The organism is Pseudomonas sp. A-RE-19 (assembly GCF_019956555.1).
Classification (GTDB): Bacteria; Pseudomonadota; Gammaproteobacteria; order Pseudomonadales; family Pseudomonadaceae; genus Aquipseudomonas.
In genome coordinates, this window is the sequence record NZ_JAHBDQ010000011.1 from 223,055 (window position 1) to 240,186 (window position 17,132).

Consider the following 17,132-nt stretch of genomic DNA (forward strand, 5'->3'; position numbering starts at 1 on the left):
GCTGCGATCTTTTGATCTTCAACCATTCATGCTCTGAAAATGCGCCAGCATCCGCTGGGCATCCGGCACCACGCCGCTGAACAGTTCAAACGCCTTCACCGCCTGAAATACCGCCATGTTGCCGCCATCCAGGGTTCGGCAACCCAGCGCGCGGGCGTTGCGCAGCAGTTCGGTTTCCAGCGGGAAGTAAACGATCTCCGCCACCCACAACTGCGGGCGAAGCAACTCCACCGGCACGGGTGTGCCCGGCAGTTTTTTCATGCCCATTGGCGTGGTATTCACCAAGCCGTCAGCCTGCCCCAGCGTGCCTGGCAAGTCATGACCGGCCACGGCGCGACCAAAACCAAAATGCTGATTGAGGTTGTTCGCCAGCGACTGAGCGCGACTTTGATCCACGTCGAAAATGCTCAGCAGTTGTACGCCTTCGCTCAATAGCGCGTGGGCCACCGCCGCGCCTGCGCCACCGGCGCCCATTTGCACCACCCGCTCACGGGCAACGTCCTTCAGACCACGGCGAAAACCTTCGGCAAAACCCAGGCAATCGGTGTTGTGGCCGATGCGTTTGCCGTCCTTCAGCACCACCGTGTTCACCGCGCCAATACCGCGGGCCTCCGGCGACAGTTCGTCAAGCAACGGGATGATCGTCTGCTTGCACGGGAAGGTGATATTCAGCCCGGTGAAGTTCATCCGTTCAGCGGCCATCAGCAGGTCGGGCAGGGCGCCGCTGTCGAGTTTCAATTGATCCAGATCGATCAACCGATACAGGTAACGCAACCCCTGCGCATCGCCTTCGTGCTCGTGCAACGCGGGGGTGCGGGAAGCCTGAATGCCGGCGCCGATCAGCCCGGCCAGTACCACGGTGTTCTGTGTCATGACGCTTAACCTTTCAAACGTTGGCTGAAATGCTCCAGCGCCAAACGATAGCCGTGGCTGCCGAAACCGCACATGACCGCCGTGGCGATGGCCGAAACAAAGGAGTGATGCCGGAAAGGTTCGCGGGCATGGACGTTGGATAAATGCACTTCGATCACCGGCAGTTCGCTGGCGACCAGGGCATCGCGGATGGCGACCGAGGTGTGAGTCCAGGCGGCCGGGTTGATGACGATCCCGGCGCAACGGCCACGGGCGGCATGAATCCAGTCGAGCAGTTCGCCTTCATGGTTGGTCTGGCGAAACTCAACTGTCAGGCCGAACTCTTCGGCAGCGCGACCGCACAGCGCTGAAATGTCCGCCAGGGTTTCATGGCCATAAGTCGCCGGTTCACGGGTGCCGAGCAGGTTCAGGTTCGGGCCGTTGAGCACCAGAACGATAGGGGGCATCGGGTCTCTCCACATATTATTTTTGGCATTGGCCGAGGGTTTCAGCCTGTGGGGAGAAATTGTACTAACTGGTTAATAAGGTCAATTGAAGAGGGTGTCAGGCGTGGATTATTTGTGCGGTGATCGGACAGGCTCCTACAGGTGCGATCTATTCAGCGGGGCAGATGCTCAACCAGAAAGTCGATAAATGCCCTTAGCCGCAATGGCACATGACGGCTTTGCGGATACAGCAGAGTGAAAGGGCGGGAGCGTCCGCCATAGGGCTTGAGCACTTCCACCAGCGAACCGTCCGCCAGTTCGTTTTCGACGATAAAGCGATAGGTTTGAAACAAACCGGCGCCGTTTTTTGCCAGCGTCACGCCGCCCAATACGTCATCGGAACAGCAGTAGTTGCCCTCGGCCAGGATCTCCAGTGGCACGCCGTTGTCGTTGAACAGCCAGGCAATCCGCCGTCCACTGCTGGGCAGTTCGTACTGAATGCATTCGTGGTGCGCCAAGTCGTTCAGGGTCTGTGGGATACCGGCATGCTTCAGGTAGTCGGGACTGGCAATCATCACCAGCGCGGCGTCCTCCAACGGCCTGGCAATCAGTCCGGAATCCGGAATGGCCCGCACGCGGATCGCCATGTCATAGCCTTCGCCGACGAAATCAATGTTGCGATTGCTGATATGCGCCTCGACTTTCACGGCGGGGAAGCGCGCCCGAAACGCGGGCAGCAAGGGCAGGATTCGATGATGGGCATAGGTCGTGGGGATGCTGATGCGCAAAGTGCCGGAAGGTTCTTGCTGCTGACCCATGACTTCGCGCTGGGCCTCGACCAGCTGCGCGAGGGCCTGGCGACACTCCTCGTAATACCGTCGGCCGCTGTCCGTCAGCTTGACGCTGCGGGTGGTGCGCGCGAACAAACGCACGCCCAGGCGTTCTTCCATGCGCGATACAGAGCGGCTGACGGCGGCCGGGGTTACGCCCGCCACCAGAGCCGCGGCAGTAAAACTGCCAGCATCGGCGGCCAGGCAGAACAGTTCGATGCTGCCTAATTGAAGATCGTCAAAATGCCGCTGCATGATTGATTACACCGGGAATCAAATGAAGTGTCTGAGTCTGTATTTATCAAATTAGAGCGCATAAATACAGGGCCGGGTTCAGCACCGGCCAATGTTGGTAATGAAAGGATTGCTTACTCTTTTTTGCCTTGATCGGCAGAGCCCTATCGACCTGGAACGCTAGGCTCAAACGTGGCCGGTTGATCAAGCGATCAGTGCCAGTTATCGGATTCTTCAAGGAATGGCGAATCCTCGAACTCAATAACCTAACGGATGGGTTAGCATGAATGTATGCCGCTACAAAGGGTTTTCGCTGGTGGTCATGTTGCGTGATGAGCATTGCCCGCCACACGTCCACGTCGATGCAGGCAAATGGAGTGCACGCTTCACGTTCAGCTTCTGGCACAACGGCGTCGAGCTGTGGGATGTCGTCCCTCATTCGCATCGACCTCCTCTGGCTGTGCTTGAGGGATTGCGTCAGGCGCTCAGGTAACCTGCCCATTTACGGCGAGCCCGTGACATCTGGTGGAGCAAATTGCAGACGGCCTGCCTCGACAATCAGTTATGGGATTGGCAGGGCAATGAAGTGGTTGTGATGAAGAGGATTGCCAGCACGACTTACATGATCGGTTCGGCTCGCTATGAACCTGAGAGTAACAAGACCCTGCTGAGCCTGATGGGAGCACCAGAAGGCGTGGAGATCGAATTATGAAAACGATAAGCGCAAAAATGCAGGTCGATCACCCCGTGACCGAAGGCGCTCTGGACGAAGCGATCGAGCGTGGTGATGCGCGCCGTCGTGCCGGATTGAATGCGACGACGGTGATCTTTCTTGATCCATGTCTCGCCGTCGGTTTTGAGGATGGCAGCGGTGTGTTGTTGCCGGTGAAAAACTATCCGGAGTTCGATGGTTTTGAGACCGAGGATTTCGCCGGGCTGAAAGTCGGTTTCGCCGGCGCCGCGCTTTGTCATGAAGACAAGGATCTGCAGGTGTCCATCGCCGGTCTGATTTCGGCGAGCAAACCGCTGATGGATATGGCTGCCTCGTTGATCGCATCGCGCAATGGTCGTCAGAGCAGTGCGGCGAAGGCCGAGGCTGCGCGGGCCAATGGCAAGAAGGGGGGGCGCCCGCGCAAGGCCGATGCGGCGCTTTGATCGCCCACAAAAAAGCCGTCCAGTGGACGGCTGATTTGTAGGTGGAGGCTGCAATCAACGACGGGTCAACAACACTCCGGATTCCATGTGATGGGTCCACGGAAACTGGTCGAACATCGCGCATTGGGTAATGCGGTGGGTGTCGTGCAGTTGGGCGATGTTGGCGGCCAGGGTTTCCGGGTTGCAGGAAATGTAGAGGATGTTGTCGAAGCGTCGGGTCAGTTCGCAAGTGTCCGGGTCCATGCCGGCGCGGGGCGGGTCGACGAACACGCTACCGAATTCGTAGCTCTTGAGGTCGATGCCGTGCAGGCGGCGGAACGGGCGAACTTCGTTCAGGGCTTCGGTCAGTTCTTCGGCAGACAAACGCACCAGCGTGACGTTATCCACCGCGTTTTCACTCAGGTTGCTGAGCGCGGCGTTGACCGAGGTCTTGCTGATTTCGGTGGCCAGCACTTTGCGTACACGGGTAGCGAGAGGCAGGGTGAAGTTGCCGTTACCGCAATACAGCTCCAGCAAATCGTCGGAACGATCACCGAGGGCGTCGTAAGCCCAGTTCAGCATCTTCTGGTTCACGGTGCCGTTGGGTTGGGTGAACGCGCCTTCCGGCTGGCGATAGCTGAAGGTACGGCCGCCGACGTCAAGTTTCTCGACCACGTAATCGTGACCGATCACTTCGCGTTTGCCCTTCGAGCGACCGATGATGCTGACATTCAGCTCGGCTGCCAGTTTCGACGCCGCCGCGTGCCAGTGTTCGTCCAGCGGGCGGTGATAGCACAGGGTGATCATCGCATCGCCGGCCAGGGTGGTCAGGAACTCCACTTGGAACAGCTTGTGGCTCAGGGCGGCACTGGCTTTCCATGCTGCCTTGAGCTGCGGCATCAACTGGTTGATGCGCAGGCTGGCGATCGGGAACTCTTCGATCAGGATCGGCGTGCGTTTGTCTTCCTGGGAAAACATCGCGTAGTGGCGCTCGCCGGCTTCGCGCCACAGGCGGAATTCGGCACGCAGGCGGAAGTTTTTCAGCGGCGAATCGAACACCGCAGGTTCGGGCGCACCGAACGGGGCCAGCAGGTCACGCAGGCGCGTGACCTTTTCTTCGAGCTGAACGGCGTAAGCCTGGGAATCGAAAGTCATGCGTTGAACCAACCCAACTTGATCACGAACAGAATCGACAGAATCACCAGCGCCGAATTCAATTCACGGCCGCGACCGGACAACAACTTGATGCCAGTCCAGGAGATGAAACCGAAGGCGATGCCATTGGCGATGGAATAAGTGAACGGCATGGCCAGGGCAGTGACCACGACCGGTGCGGCGACGGTGATGTCGTCCCAGTCTATTTCGGCCAGGCCGGAAGTCATCAGTACGGCGACGAACAGCAATGCAGGCGCGGTGGCGAAGGGTGGAACGCTGGCCGCCAATGGCGAGAAGAACAGCGCCAGCAGGAACAGAATCGCCACCACAACGGCGGTCAGGCCGGTGCGGCCACCGGCGCTCACGCCGGCCGCGGATTCGATGTAGCTGGTGGTGGTCGAGGTGCCCAGCAAGGAACCGGCCATGGCCGCAGTGCTGTCGGCGATCAGGGCGCGGCCCATTTTCGGCATGTGGCCGTCCTTGCCCATCAGGCCGGCGCGCTTGGCGACGCCGATCAGGGTGCCGGAGTTGTCGAACAGGTCGACGAACAGGAACGCGAAGATCACGCTGACCAGACCGATGTCCAGTGCGCCTTTGATGTCCAGTTGCAGAAAGGTCGGGGCCAGGGACGGTGGCATCGACATCACGCCACCGAACGGGCTGAAGCCCAACAGGATGGAGACGATGGTCACCGACAGAATGCCGATCAGCACGGCTCCACGGACTTTCAGGGCCTCCAGGGCGACGATCAGGGCAAAGCCCAGGGTCGCGAGAATCGGTGCCGGTTGCTTCAGGTCGCCGAGGCCGACCATGGTCGCCGGGTTGCTGACCACGATGCCGGCGTTGTGCAGGGCGATCAGTGCCAGGAACAGGCCGATACCGGCGGCAATCGCCGAACGTAGCGCCAGCGGGATGCTGTTGATGATCCATTCGCGGATGCGGAAGATCGACAGCAGGAAAAACATCACCGCCGAAATGAACACCGCGCCCAGCGCCACTTGCCAGGTGTGGCCCATGTGCAGGACCACGGTGTAAGTGAAGAAGGCGTTCAGCCCCATGCCCGGCGCGAGGGCGATCGGGTAGTTGGCGATCAGGCCCATCACCGTGGAACCGATGGCGGCAGCCAGACAGGTGGCGACGAACACCGCGCCCTTGTCCATGCCGGTCTCGCCGAGGATGCTCGGGTTGACGAACAGAATGTAGGCCATGGCCAAGAAGGTCGTGACGCCCGCCAGAATCTCGGTCCGCACGTTGGTGTTGTGTGCCTTGAGTTGAAACAGCCTTTCCAGCATGTCTGCTCCCCGTGGCGCGCCCGGCGCCGTGAATGTATCGACCTCAACAGCAAAGCACAGGCCGCTGCAGGCGCCTGGGTATTTTCTGTGGGTCGGAAAAAGCCGCGCATCATACCAGCAGCGTGGGGCTATGGCTGCGATCGTCGTCGATGTTTTGCCTTACGGCCAAGTGAGCCATACTGCGCGCTGGTATTGGGGGTAGATATGTATTGCATGAATAAACGTGTGATTGCGGCATTCGGGTTGCTGCTCACCTGTTTCATCGGAGCGCAAACAGCCTCTGCGGCCATGGCGCCACCGTTGAGCCAGGTGAAGGTAATCAAGGTCGAATCGCCAGGCTGTGGTTTTGAAAATATCGCGGACGGCCAGACGCAGACCCACTGCGACCACAAGGGGCCAAACATCAAGGTGTATGTGCTGGAAGTCGGCTACGGTCGTGAGGCCCATGTCGCGCTGGACGGTTTTGAAGTGGATGGAACCCGAACCCCCATCTGTGCTTTTGATACCGGCAACCTGACCGAGTGCTCCGCCGGGAAAAAAACCGTCGGCTATCTGTACATCTTCAACCTGGCAGGCAAGCAGGACGGCACCTTCACGTTCAGCAACACCTCGATCAACGCACCGGGCAACACGATGTCGACGCAGCTTTACATCAAGTAACGGCTGGGCTCGAACAAGGGGCAGGAAAGCTGACTACGCTTTAAAGATCATCCTGTGGACCGCGCCCATGACCTTTAGAGCCCTGATTACCCTCGCCGAGGGCATAGACGATCTGCAAACCGTGACCCTGATCGATGTACTGCGCCGCGCCAAGGTTGAAGTGGTGGTGGCCAGCATCGAGGCACGGCGCATGCTCACGTGTGCTCGCGGCACCCGCTTGACCGCCGATGCGATGTTGGTGGATTTGCTGGCCCAGCCGTTCGACCTGATCGTTCTGCCCGGCGGCGCCGTGGGGGCGCAGCATTTGGCGGCCCACCAACCCCTGCAACAATTGATCAAGGACCAGGCCGCCGCCGGGCGCCTGTTCGCCGGTATTGCCGAATCTCCAGCGCTGGCGCTGCAAACCTTTGGCGTTTTGCGCCAGCGACGCATGACCTGCCTGCCCGCTGTCAGCCATCAACTGTCAGGTTGTAACTTCGTGGATCAACCGGTGGTGGTCGATGGCAACTGCATCACTGCTCAGGGTTCGGGCGCCGCATTGCAGTTTGCGCTGACGCTGGTGGAGCAGCTCTGCGGCAAAGCCACGCGGTCGACGGTGGCGGGGGAGTTGCTGGTTTAGAGAGCGCTCTGGACAGACAGCGTCATGCCCTGACTTCTTCCACCGGCACATGCATGCGGTCGCGGTTGGCCAGGGTCGGGAACAGTTTGATCCACGCCCCGGTCACCACCAGCGTGCCGATGCCACCCATGACCACTGCCGGCACAGTGCCGAACCAGTGGGCCGTCAGGCCGGACTCGAACTCGCCTAGCTGATTCGACGCGCCGATGAACAAACCATTCACGGCACTGACCCGACCGCGCATTTCGTCGGGGGTTTCCAGCTGCACGAACGAGGCGCGGATCACCATGCTGATCATGTCCGCCGCACCCAATACCACCAGCACGGCGAGGGAAAACCAGAACGACGTCGACAGGCCGAAAGCGATGGTCGCCACGCCGAATACGCCCACGGCCGTGAACATCACTCGCCCGACGTTGCGTTCCACGGCAAATCGCGCCAGAAACAGCGACATCAGCAGCGCACCCACCGCCGGGGCCGAACGCAGCAAACCCAGCCCCCAGGGACCGGTCAGCAGAATATCTTTGGCGAACACCGGCAGCAGCGCGGTCGCGCCACCCAGCAGGACGGCAAACAGGTCCAGGGAAATCGCCCCGAGAATGTCCGGACGGCTGCGAATGAAGCGGATGCCTGCCAGCAGCGAATCCAGGGTCGCCTTGCCTTTGTTCAGCGGCGCTTGCCGTGCGGGCAAATTGAGCGTCAACAGGCAGGCAATGAGGTAGAGAATCACGGTCGGGCCATACACCCAGACGCTGCCGAAGGCGTAGAGCAAACCGCCGAGGGCCGGGGCGACGATGGTGGCCGATTGTTGGGCCGACTGTGCGGCGGCAACCGCGCGGGGGAACAATGCGCTGGGCACGATGCTCGGCAGCAAGGCCTGGGTGGTCGGCATTTCGAAGGAACGGGCGGCACCGAGCACGAACGCGAGGATGAAGATCATTTCACGGGTGACATGGTCGGTCGCGCTGCCGATGGCCAGTGACAAGGCGATCAGCGCTTGCAGGGCCTGGCAGATCGCCGCGACCTTGCGCCGGTCATAGCGGTCCGCGACATGCCCGGTGTGCAGCATGAACAACACTCGCGGGGCAAATTCCACCAAACCCACCAGACCCAGATCGAGCACGTTGCCAGTCAATTGATACAGATTCCAGCCGATGGCCACTGTCAGCATCTGAAAACCGCTGGCGGTAAATACCCGAGCCAGCCAGAACGCAATAAAGGGGCGGTGATGACGTAACAGCAGGGGCGCTTGGCTGGGCATCTGAAGGCAGGTCTGGGCGAGGGGAAGAGCGAGATTATCACCAAGCTATAACCGGAGGTTGCCAGTGCGAAAAATTTAGTTAGCTAGACACCGATCTCGAAAGCGCGGCCCCCCCCTGTGGGAGCGAGCCTGCTCGCGATGGCGCCGTATCAGTTGATACCCATGTGACTGACACACCGCTTCGCGAGCAGGCTCGCTCCCACGGGGAATGCATTGCAGCTCATGACCAAACCCATGAGGCAACCTGTCACGCGGCAAAAGACCACACCGTCCATCGGCAAAAATGCGACTACTCTTTCAACGTTGCTTGATCCAGATCAAGACCCTTCGTGGAAATGATCCGGCGGCCAGATGGCCAGATTCCCTACGTTGTGATGATGGTAGAAAAAGAACGAATCCGAATTCGCCACACTCCATATCCGTGGGGGCAGTGGGTGTAGGCCGCAAGCCTTCAGCCGGTATTACCTGACAGAGGAAGACTTATGTTCGGTTTGGAGGCACTTGATCTCGCCCGGATGCAGTTCGCGTTCACCATTTCGTTCCATATCCTGTTCCCGGCCATCACCATTGGCCTGGCGAGTTACCTGGCGGTGCTCGAAGGTCTGTGGTTGAAGACGCACAACGACACTTACCGCGATCTGTACCATTTCTGGTCGAAGATCTTTGCCGTCAATTTCGGCATGGGCGTGGTTTCCGGTTTGGTCATGGCCTATCAGTTCGGCACCAACTGGAGCCGCTTCTCGGACTTCGCCGGTTCCGTGACCGGGCCGTTGCTGACCTATGAAGTGCTCACGGCCTTCTTCCTCGAAGCCGGTTTCCTCGGCGTCATGCTGTTCGGCTGGAACAAGGTCGGACGCAAGCTGCACTTCTTCGCGACGGTCATGGTCGCCATCGGCACCCTGATCTCGACCTTCTGGATTCTGGCGTCCAACAGCTGGATGCAGACCCCGCAAGGCTACGAAATCGTCAACGGGCAAGTCATTCCGGTGGACTGGCTGGCAGTGATCTTCAACCCGTCGTTCCCGTACCGCTTGATGCACATGGCCACGGCGGCATTCGTTGCGACCGCCTTCTTCGTCGGCTCCTCGGCAGCCTGGCACTTGCTGCGCGGCAAGGACAACCCGGCGATCCGCACCATGCTCTCGATGGCGATGTGGATGGCGCTGATCGTTGCCCCGATTCAGGCTGTCATCGGTGATTTCCACGGACTGAATACGCTTGAACATCAGCCTGCGAAAATCGCTGCGATCGAAGGCCACTGGGAAAATGTCGGCGACGAACCGACGCCGCTGATTCTGTTCGGCTGGCCGGACATGAAAGCCGAGAAGACCCGATTCGCTGTCGAGATTCCGTACCTGGGCAGCATGATCCTGACCCACAGCCTGGACAAACAGGTGCCGGCGCTCAAGGAGTTCCCGCCTGAAGACCGGCCGAATTCGACCATCGTCTTCTGGTCGTTCCGGATCATGGTCGGCCTCGGTTTCCTGATGATCTTCACCGGTTTGTGGAGCCTGTGGCTGCGCAAGCGCGACAAACTGTATACCTCGCGTCCGTTCCTGTACCTGGCGCTATGGATGGGCCCGTCCGGCCTGATTGCAATCCTTGCTGGCTGGTTCACCACAGAAATCGGTCGTCAGCCGTGGGTGGTTTATGGGCTGATGCGCACGGCGGATGCGTCCTCCGGGCACAGCTTCGTGCAGATGAGCATCACCTTGATCATGTTCGTTGTGGTCTATTTCGCGCTGTTCGGTGCCGGTCTTGGCTACATGATGCGGCTGGTGCGCAAAGGGCCGAAGATCGACGAAGGCAAGGAAACCAATGAAGGTGGTCCTGGCCAGAAACGCACGCCGGCCCGTCCGCTGTCCGCAGCCGACGACAATGGTGACGGCGATCACAACCACAGCCTGAACAAGGAGATTTGACTCATGGGTATTGATCTTCCGCTGATCTGGGCCGTGATCATCATCTTCGGCATCATGATGTACGTGGTCATGGATGGCTTCGACCTGGGGATCGGGATTCTTTTCCCGTTCATCAAGGGCAAGACTGATCGTGACGTCATGATGAACACCGTCGCACCGGTCTGGGACGGCAATGAAACCTGGCTGGTATTGGGCGGCGCGGCCTTGTTCGGCGCCTTCCCGCTGGCCTATTCGGTGGTGCTCTCGGCGTTGTACCTGCCGCTGATTTTTATGCTGATCGGGCTGATTTTTCGTGGCGTGGCCTTCGAGTTCCGCTTCAAGGCCAAAGACGACAAGCGCCACCTCTGGGACAAGGCCTTCATCGGTGGCTCGATCGCCGCAACCTTCTTCCAGGGTGTGGCGTTGGGGGCGTTCATCGATGGGTTGCCGGTGGTCAATCGTCAGTTTGCCGGTGGTTCACTTGATTGGCTGACGCCGTTCACCCTGTTCTGCGGCGCCGCGTTGGTGGTGGCTTATGCACTGCTCGGTTGCACCTGGTTGATCATGAAGACCGAAGGCAAGTTGCAGGAGCAGATGCATGATCTGGCACGGCCATTGGCCTTCGTGGTGCTGGCGGTGATTGGCATCGTCAGCATCTGGACGCCCTTGGCCCACGCCGAGATCGCTGCACGCTGGTTTACCCTGCCGAACCTGTTCTGGTTCTTGCCGGTGCCGATTCTGGTGTTGGTGACCATGTACGGTCTGATTCGCGCGGTGGCCCGCAATGCGCATTACACGCCATTCCTGCTGACCCTGGTGCTGATCTTCCTCGGCTATAGCGGTCTGGGTATCAGCCTGTGGCCGAACATCGTGCCGCCGTCGATCTCCATCTGGGACGCCGCCGCACCGCCGCAAAGCCAGGGCTTCATGCTGGTGGGCACGCTGTTCATCATCCCGTTCATCCTGGGTTACACCTTCTGGAGCTACTACGTGTTCCGCGGCAAGGTCACCCACGAAGATGGTTACCACTAGCGACTACGGCGCGGGATTGATACCGGCGCCGTTCCAGAGGAGAAAGCGATGATGGCTGGCAAACCTACGTTGCAGGAAATCGAAGCTGCCGAGAAAAAGCCGCTCTGGCAGCGACTCGGCTGGCTGGCGATGATCTGGACCGGCAGCGTCGTGGCACTGTTCATTGTGGCCACCCTGATGCGCATGTTCATGAATGCCGCCGGTTTGAGCACTCACTGAAATTCCCATCCCGTTGCCTTGCTGCACGGATTTATAACCCTCCCGCGATGGAGGGTTTTTTTTGCCCGTGTTTATTTGCGAGCTTTGAGAATGACGAACTTGGGGGTGGCGGCTACCTGCTCGACGCCGCGGAACAACCGCGCCAGCTTGCTGTGATAACCCAGATGACGATTGCCGACGATGTACAGCGCGCCGCCCACCACCAATGATTCGCGCGCCTGCTGAAACATCCGCCAGGCCAGGAAATCGCCGACGACTTGTTGCTGGTGAAACGGCGGATTGCACAGCACCACGTCCAGGGATTGAGGTTCCTGCTCAGCCAAACCATCCCCGGCCCGCACGATCACGTCACGATCACCCAGCGCCGCGCGCCAGTTTTCAGCGGCCGATTGCACGGCCATGAACGACTCATCCACCAGTGTGTAATGAGCCTCAGGATTTTGCAGGGCACTGGCAATCGCCAGTACACCATTGCCACACCCCAGATCGGCAACCCGCGCCGCGCCGAGGTTCTTCGGCAAGTGCGGCAAAAAGGCCCGCGTGCCGATGTCCAGCCCTTCGCGGCAGAACACATTGGCGTGATTGAGCAGTTCGATAGCCGGCTCGTCGAGTCGATAGCGGGTCGGGTAGGGGGATGCAGCGGGGGCTTTGGCTTCGGACGTGGCGATCAGCAGCCGAGCCTTCTTCACGGCCAGCGAGGCTTGTACCGGGCCGATGTAGCGCTCCAGCAGATCGCCCGCAGCGCGTGGCAGATGCTTGACCATCGCGCCTGCAATCACTTGAGCACCGGGAGCCAATTGACCCTGCAGGCGGATCAGTTGCTCTTCCAGCAAGGCCAATGTTTTGGGTACCCGGATCAACACCCGGTCAAACGGCCCGATTAACGCTTCGCTGGCAGGCACCCTCGGCACCGCATCAAACGCCTGGCCGTTGCGTATCAGGTTTTTTTCCAGTCCCTGAAAGGCCAGAAACGAATCACCGCTGCTGGTCACCCGGACCTTGCCCACCAGGCTGGCGGCCAAAGCGCCGAAGCTGTCGTTGAGCACCAGCACTCGGGTATCGGCTGCCGGTTGTTGCCCGGCCAGATGATTGAGCAAGTATTCGTCTGCGGCATCGAACGCTTGCAGCGGTTCGTTCTGCTGTTCTGGCTGGCGGATCAGATCGAGTTGAGCGAAGGGGGTTTCGAGCAGAGGCATGAGGCGGGGGCTCTGGGTAGTCAACGAAGGAGTATCAACGGGGCCCGACGCTCAGGGACGTTACCGGGCGCAACCATCCGAGCGGACTTCGTCGCGTAATTTCACACGGCATCACTCAAGATGGATCGCGAATGGTACTTTTTTTTCGTATGGATTGCCCGTAGGGATTACCTGATTCAGACAGTTTCAGATAACGCCCTCTCTTGCTGCTCTGATCACCGCGGCAATCTTGTTGTTGACGCCGAGTTTGCGGATGGCGCCCCGGATGTGGAACTGCACCGTGCTTTCACTCAGGCTGAGGATGATGGCGATTTCGCACGCCGTCTTGCCGTCGGCTGAATATTTCAACACCTCGACTTCTCGCGATGACAGATGCACGGTGTTCGGCTTCGGGGGCACAGGCAGATCTTTCGCGACGAGCTGGTGCAGGTGACGACCGATGAACAATGCATAGCCCAGATTTTTATACAGGTCATAGGCGCTGATCGGGCAATGGCTTCTGGCCAGGCTCAGCATGCTGCAAAGCCCACTCTGGTCGTGAACGGACTGGGACCAGCCATACTGCAATCCCATTTTTTTTTGCGTTTGCCACTGCATAGGTGCCGTTGCGAAGACATTTTCCTGCCAAAGAATCGGCAATTCGGAATGATTGCAATGGGCTAGTATTGGATCGACCTCGCTGAAATGTTCCTGTTCATATGTTGTGTTCCATTCGAGGGGGTAATTGTTCAGGTGAATCGTATCGCGCGGTATACCTCTTAGTTGGGATGTTATTGAAAATGCACAGAAATTAAAGCCAAGATTCTTAACGAAATTGAGGGACAGCTCATACGCGGTCTCTATTTTCTGGGCATAAGAAAGCTGCGTTAACTGTGACTCCTTCCACACTTTCATTTGATAACTCCAGGCGGGCTTCCTTAAGGTGGTGCTTATTGGATCCAAGATCCGGCACGTTCACGAGTGTAGGAGAATTCGTACGTTCGTGCTGGATTTTTTCGCTCTTGAAAAAGCGCATAACTGCATCACTGGTTCTTAGCATTGTTATTGCGGTGAGACCGTTCCTCATTCAAGTATTTATTCTAATTGTTGGACTGTTTGATTGTCCGCTTCTAAAGACATTACAAATCATCGGTGTTTACGTTGCTTGCTTTGCGGGACACTGAGGTCATTCTGTTAATGGAGCAACCTATGACTGCCAGTGCCGAAAAATTCACTCGCCAAACGTTGCTTGACGTTCAGCCGTTGACGCCAAATCTGTTCACCCTGCGGACTACCAGGGATCCAGGCTTTCGTTTTCGCGGGGGACAATTCGCCCGGCTGGGCGTGACCAAGGCCGACGGCGGCACGGTATGGCGGGCTTATTCCATGGTCTCGTCACCCCATGACGAGTTCCTCGAATTCTTCTCTATTGTTGTGCCAGGAGGGGAGTTCACCAGCGAACTGAGTCGGCTGGAAGTCGGCGATACGTTGCTGGTCGACCGGCAGGCCTTTGGTTATCTGACGCTGGATCGCTTTGTCGATGGCCGTGACCTCTGGCTGTTATCCACAGGCACGGGCCTGGCGCCGTTTCTGTCGATCCTGCAGGACTTCGAGGTCTGGGAAAAATTCGAACGCATCATTCTGGTCTACAGCGTGCGCGAAGCGCGGGAGCTGGCGTATCAGGCGCTGATTGCGGGGCTGGCGCAGCGCGACTATCTGGCCGAATACGCGCATAAGCTGCAATTCATTGCCACTGTCACCCGCGAGCAGCATCCAGGTGCCTTGAATGGGCGGATCACCAGGCTTATAGAAAACGGCGAGCTGGAACGGACGGCCGGTGTGGCGCTGACGGCCGAGCATTCGCGAGTGATGCTTTGCGGTAACCCGCAGATGATCGATGACACGCGCAAGTTGCTCAAACAGAGGGACATGCACTTGAGCCTCAGTCGACGACCCGGTCAAGTGGCGGTGGAAAACTACTGGTAAACAAACGGCGCCTCGAAGGCGCCGTTTCTGGGGTAGTCAGCCATCAGGGCCGGTTGTTCTGGGCCTTGAGCAGGTCGCGGATCTCGCTCAACAGCTCTTCTTCCTTGGTCGGAACCGGCGGCAGGGTGGGTGCAACGGCCTCTTCGCGTTTCAGACGGTTGATGGCCTTGACGCCCATGAAAATCGCGAAGGCGACGATGATGAAGTCGATCATGCTCTGGATGAACTTACCGTAGGCCAGCACCACCGCCGGGATATTACCGTCGGCGGCCTTGAGCGTAATGGCCAGGTCACTGAAATCGACCCCACCGATCAACAAGCCGATTGGCGGCATCACCACGTCGCCGACAAACGACGTAACGATTTTGCCGAAGGCTGCGCCGATGATGATACCGACGGCCATGTCGACCACATTACCTTTGACCGCGAAGGCCTTGAACTCACTTATCACGCCCATAGGTTATTTCCTTGTTACAGATGAGGTTGGTGAACGCAGTGTAAATCAGCAGGATGGCTCTTGCTCGAAACACCGCCTTACGATGCTCGCTGTTATCGACACATCTTCTGGCAATTAGTTTACAGAGTGCCACCCTTCGCGCGCGAATACCCGCTCTAGACCGGGCCTTCCAGAACCTTTTCGCTATCGGCCCGGTGCGGGATTTCTATTTATGTTTTGGTCTTCGGGTCACTAGCCTCTGTGAAGCGCACCTGGATGCGCCTTATAAAACCAGAGGAAACTTCCATGACAACTCCCCTTGGCCGCGGGGCTTTTCCCCTCCGTCGCACCCTTGGCGTTTTGACCGCCAGCCTGCTGTCCTTCTCTGTCAACGCGGCGACGTTGACCCGCGACAACGGTGCCGCCGTCGGCGACAACCAAAACTCGCAAACTGCCGGCGCGACCGGGCCGGTGCTGTTGCAAGACGTACAACTGATCCAGAAACTCCAGCGTTTTGACCGTGAACGCATTCCTGAACGCGTGGTACACGCCCGTGGCACTGGCGCCCATGGCACGTTCACCGTGACCGACGATCTCAGTGACCTGACCAAGGCCAAGGTGTTCGCCGGTGGCCAGAGCACACCGGTTTTTGTGCGTTTTTCCGCAGTGGTTCACGGCAACCATTCGCCGGAAACCCTGCGTGACCCGCGTGGTTTCGCCACCAAGTTCTACACCGCAGACGGCAACTGGGACCTGGTCGGCAACAATTTCCCGACCTTCTTCATCCGTGATGCGATCAAGTTTCCGGACATGGTCCACGCCTTCAAACCGGACCCTCGCACCAACCTTGACGACGATTCCCGCCGTTTCGATTTCTTCTCCCATGTTCCGGAAGCCACTCGGACCTTGACCGAGTTGTATTCCAACTCCGGTACGCCAGCCAGTTATCGGGAGATGGACGGCAATGGTGTGCATGCCTACAAGTTAGTTAACGCCAAAGGCGATGTGCACTATGTAAAGTTTCACTGGAAAAGTTTGCAGGGGATAAAAAACCTCGACCCTAAAGAAGTCACCCATGTTCAAGGTCAAGACTACAGTCACATGACTAACGATTTGGTTACTCATATCAATAAAGGAGAGTTTCCGAAGTGGGACTTGTACATCCAGGTTCTGAATCCTCAAGATTTGTCCAAGTTTGATTTCGATCCATTGGACGCGACCAAGATATGGCCCGGAGTTCCTGAGCGAAAAGTTGGACAAATGGTGTTGAACCGTAATCCGGCGAATGTGTTCCAGGAAACCGAACAAGTGGCCATGGCCCCGGCCAATTTGGTTCCGGGTATCGAGCCGTCGGAAGATCGCTTATTGCAAGGACGCGTGTTCTCGTACGCCGATACTCAACTGTATCGCCTGGGGGCCAACGCTTTGCAGTTGCCGATCAACGCACCGAAGGTTGCCGTGAACAACGGTAATCAGGATGGCGCAATGAATACCGGCGCCAGCAGCACGGGCGTGAATTACCAGCCAAGTCGCTTGCTGCCCCGTGAAGAGCCGCAAACTGCACGTTACAGCCAGTCGGCCCTGTCGGGCAGCACGCAGCAGACGAAGATTCAGCGTGAGCAGAACTTCAAGCAGGCCGGCGATCTGTATCGCTCGTTCAACCCAAAGGAGCGTCAGGACCTGATCGACAGCTTTGGTGGTTCGCTGGCCACCACCGATGACGAGAGCAAGCACATCATCCTCTCGTTCCTTTACAAGGCTGACCCGGAATACGGGACCGGGGTGACCAAAGTCGCCAAAGGTGATCTGGCTCGGGTCAAGGCACTGGCGGCCAAACTGGTCGACTGATCCATCTGCCTGAAGCGGGGCCTCATGTGAGGTCCCGTCTGATCAAGGAGTC

17 protein-coding genes and 1 pseudogene are annotated in these 17,132 nt (G+C 58.5%); 9 read left to right on the plus strand and 9 right to left on the minus strand.

What is annotated here, in order from left to right; translation table 11 throughout:
• Nucleotides 1–18: 18 nt before the first annotated feature.
• The 3 genes from KGB14_RS09165 to KGB14_RS09175 all read right to left on the minus strand — a co-directional run bounded on the left by KGB14_RS09165 (nucleotide 19) and on the right by KGB14_RS09175 (nucleotide 2,383).
• Nucleotides 19–873: a shikimate dehydrogenase gene (locus tag KGB14_RS09165; RefSeq protein WP_223485835.1), complete on the minus strand. Its 855-nt coding sequence runs from the start codon at nucleotides 871–873 to the stop codon at nucleotides 19–21.
• A 5-nt stretch (nucleotides 874–878) separates the two neighbouring features.
• Nucleotides 879–1,319 (minus strand): type II 3-dehydroquinate dehydratase, encoded by a 441-nt coding sequence (gene aroQ / locus KGB14_RS09170; protein WP_223485837.1) that lies wholly within the window; start codon nucleotides 1,317–1,319, stop codon nucleotides 879–881.
• Between the two features lie 152 nt (nucleotides 1,320–1,471).
• Entirely contained in the window at nucleotides 1,472–2,383 is a 912-nt protein-coding gene (locus KGB14_RS09175; RefSeq protein ID WP_223485840.1) for a LysR family transcriptional regulator, read from the minus strand.
• A gap of 262 nt (nucleotides 2,384–2,645) precedes the next feature.
• Here KGB14_RS09175 and KGB14_RS09180 point away from each other — a divergent pair.
• Nucleotides 2,646–3,074: pseudogene (locus KGB14_RS09180) on the plus strand (DUF4160 domain-containing protein).
• A complete protein-coding gene (locus KGB14_RS09185; protein WP_223485842.1) occupies nucleotides 3,071–3,517 on the plus strand; it encodes a DUF2442 domain-containing protein in 447 nt (148 codons plus the stop codon). The pseudogene KGB14_RS09180 and the gene KGB14_RS09185 overlap by 4 nt, the downstream one beginning before the upstream one ends.
• 54 nt (nucleotides 3,518–3,571) lie before the next feature.
• On the opposite strand, the gene trmA is transcribed toward KGB14_RS09185, so the two are convergent.
• Both trmA and KGB14_RS09195 read right to left on the minus strand, forming a co-directional pair.
• Nucleotides 3,572–4,651, minus strand: a complete 1,080-nt coding sequence (gene trmA, locus KGB14_RS09190) for a tRNA (uridine(54)-C5)-methyltransferase TrmA (RefSeq protein WP_223485844.1) — start codon at nucleotides 4,649–4,651, stop codon at nucleotides 3,572–3,574.
• The gene (locus tag KGB14_RS09195; protein WP_223485846.1) at nucleotides 4,648–5,943 is read right to left on the minus strand and encodes an NCS2 family permease; all 1,296 of its coding nucleotides are present in this window, start codon (nucleotides 5,941–5,943) and stop codon (nucleotides 4,648–4,650) included. Before KGB14_RS09195 ends, trmA begins: the two co-directional genes overlap by 4 nt.
• A gap of 204 nt (nucleotides 5,944–6,147) precedes the next feature.
• Between KGB14_RS09195 and KGB14_RS09200 the strand changes: the two genes are divergently transcribed.
• Nucleotides 6,148–6,603 (plus strand): DUF4879 domain-containing protein, encoded by a 456-nt coding sequence (locus KGB14_RS09200; protein ID WP_223486053.1) that lies wholly within the window; start codon nucleotides 6,148–6,150, stop codon nucleotides 6,601–6,603.
• 67 nt (nucleotides 6,604–6,670) lie between these two features.
• Nucleotides 6,671–7,222, plus strand: coding sequence for a DJ-1 family glyoxalase III (locus KGB14_RS09205; protein WP_223485848.1), 552 nt, complete (start codon nucleotides 6,671–6,673; stop codon nucleotides 7,220–7,222).
• 22 nt (nucleotides 7,223–7,244) lie between these two features.
• Here the strand turns inward: KGB14_RS09205 and KGB14_RS09210 are convergent, their stop codons facing one another.
• Nucleotides 7,245–8,483 (minus strand): MFS transporter, encoded by a 1,239-nt coding sequence (locus KGB14_RS09210; RefSeq protein ID WP_223485850.1) that lies wholly within the window; start codon nucleotides 8,481–8,483, stop codon nucleotides 7,245–7,247.
• Nucleotides 8,484–8,965: 482 nt separating this feature from the next.
• Here KGB14_RS09210 and KGB14_RS09215 point away from each other — a divergent pair, with 482 nt between their 5' ends.
• The 3 genes from KGB14_RS09215 to KGB14_RS09225 are packed head-to-tail and all read left to right on the plus strand — an operon-like array spanning nucleotide 8,966 to nucleotide 11,635.
• Complete coding sequence (locus tag KGB14_RS09215) at nucleotides 8,966–10,405, plus strand: cytochrome ubiquinol oxidase subunit I (protein ID WP_223485852.1); 1,440 nt, start codon at nucleotides 8,966–8,968, stop codon at nucleotides 10,403–10,405.
• Between the two features lie 3 nt (nucleotides 10,406–10,408).
• Nucleotides 10,409–11,416 (plus strand): cytochrome d ubiquinol oxidase subunit II, encoded by a 1,008-nt coding sequence (cydB, locus tag KGB14_RS09220; RefSeq protein WP_128874458.1) that lies wholly within the window; start codon nucleotides 10,409–10,411, stop codon nucleotides 11,414–11,416.
• Nucleotides 11,417–11,467: 51 nt separating this feature from the next.
• On the plus strand, nucleotides 11,468–11,635 hold the full coding sequence (locus tag KGB14_RS09225) for a DUF2474 domain-containing protein (protein WP_082239562.1): 168 nt from the start codon (nucleotides 11,468–11,470) through the stop codon (nucleotides 11,633–11,635).
• 71 nt (nucleotides 11,636–11,706) lie between these two features.
• Here KGB14_RS09225 and KGB14_RS09230 read toward each other — a convergent pair whose 3' ends face one another.
• Together KGB14_RS09230 and KGB14_RS09235 are read right to left on the minus strand one after the other, a co-directional pair.
• Nucleotides 11,707–12,831, minus strand: a complete 1,125-nt coding sequence (locus KGB14_RS09230) for a methyltransferase (protein ID WP_223485854.1) — start codon at nucleotides 12,829–12,831, stop codon at nucleotides 11,707–11,709.
• A gap of 186 nt (nucleotides 12,832–13,017) precedes the next feature.
• Nucleotides 13,018–13,725 (minus strand): autoinducer binding domain-containing protein, encoded by a 708-nt coding sequence (locus KGB14_RS09235; protein WP_223485857.1) that lies wholly within the window; start codon nucleotides 13,723–13,725, stop codon nucleotides 13,018–13,020.
• A 294-nt stretch (nucleotides 13,726–14,019) separates the two neighbouring features.
• Between KGB14_RS09235 and KGB14_RS09240 the strand changes: the two genes are divergently transcribed.
• Nucleotides 14,020–14,796, plus strand: a complete 777-nt coding sequence (locus KGB14_RS09240; RefSeq protein WP_223485859.1) for a ferredoxin--NADP reductase — start codon at nucleotides 14,020–14,022, stop codon at nucleotides 14,794–14,796.
• 43 nt (nucleotides 14,797–14,839) lie between these two features.
• Here the strand turns inward: KGB14_RS09240 and mscL are convergent, their stop codons facing one another.
• Nucleotides 14,840–15,253: a large-conductance mechanosensitive channel protein MscL gene (gene mscL / locus KGB14_RS09245; protein ID WP_223485861.1), complete on the minus strand. Its 414-nt coding sequence runs from the start codon at nucleotides 15,251–15,253 to the stop codon at nucleotides 14,840–14,842.
• A gap of 285 nt (nucleotides 15,254–15,538) precedes the next feature.
• On the opposite strand from mscL, the gene katB reads away from it, so the two are divergent.
• On the plus strand, nucleotides 15,539–17,080 hold the full coding sequence (gene katB / locus KGB14_RS09250) for a catalase KatB (protein WP_223485863.1): 1,542 nt from the start codon (nucleotides 15,539–15,541) through the stop codon (nucleotides 17,078–17,080).
• Nucleotides 17,081–17,132: the final 52 nt, after the last annotated feature.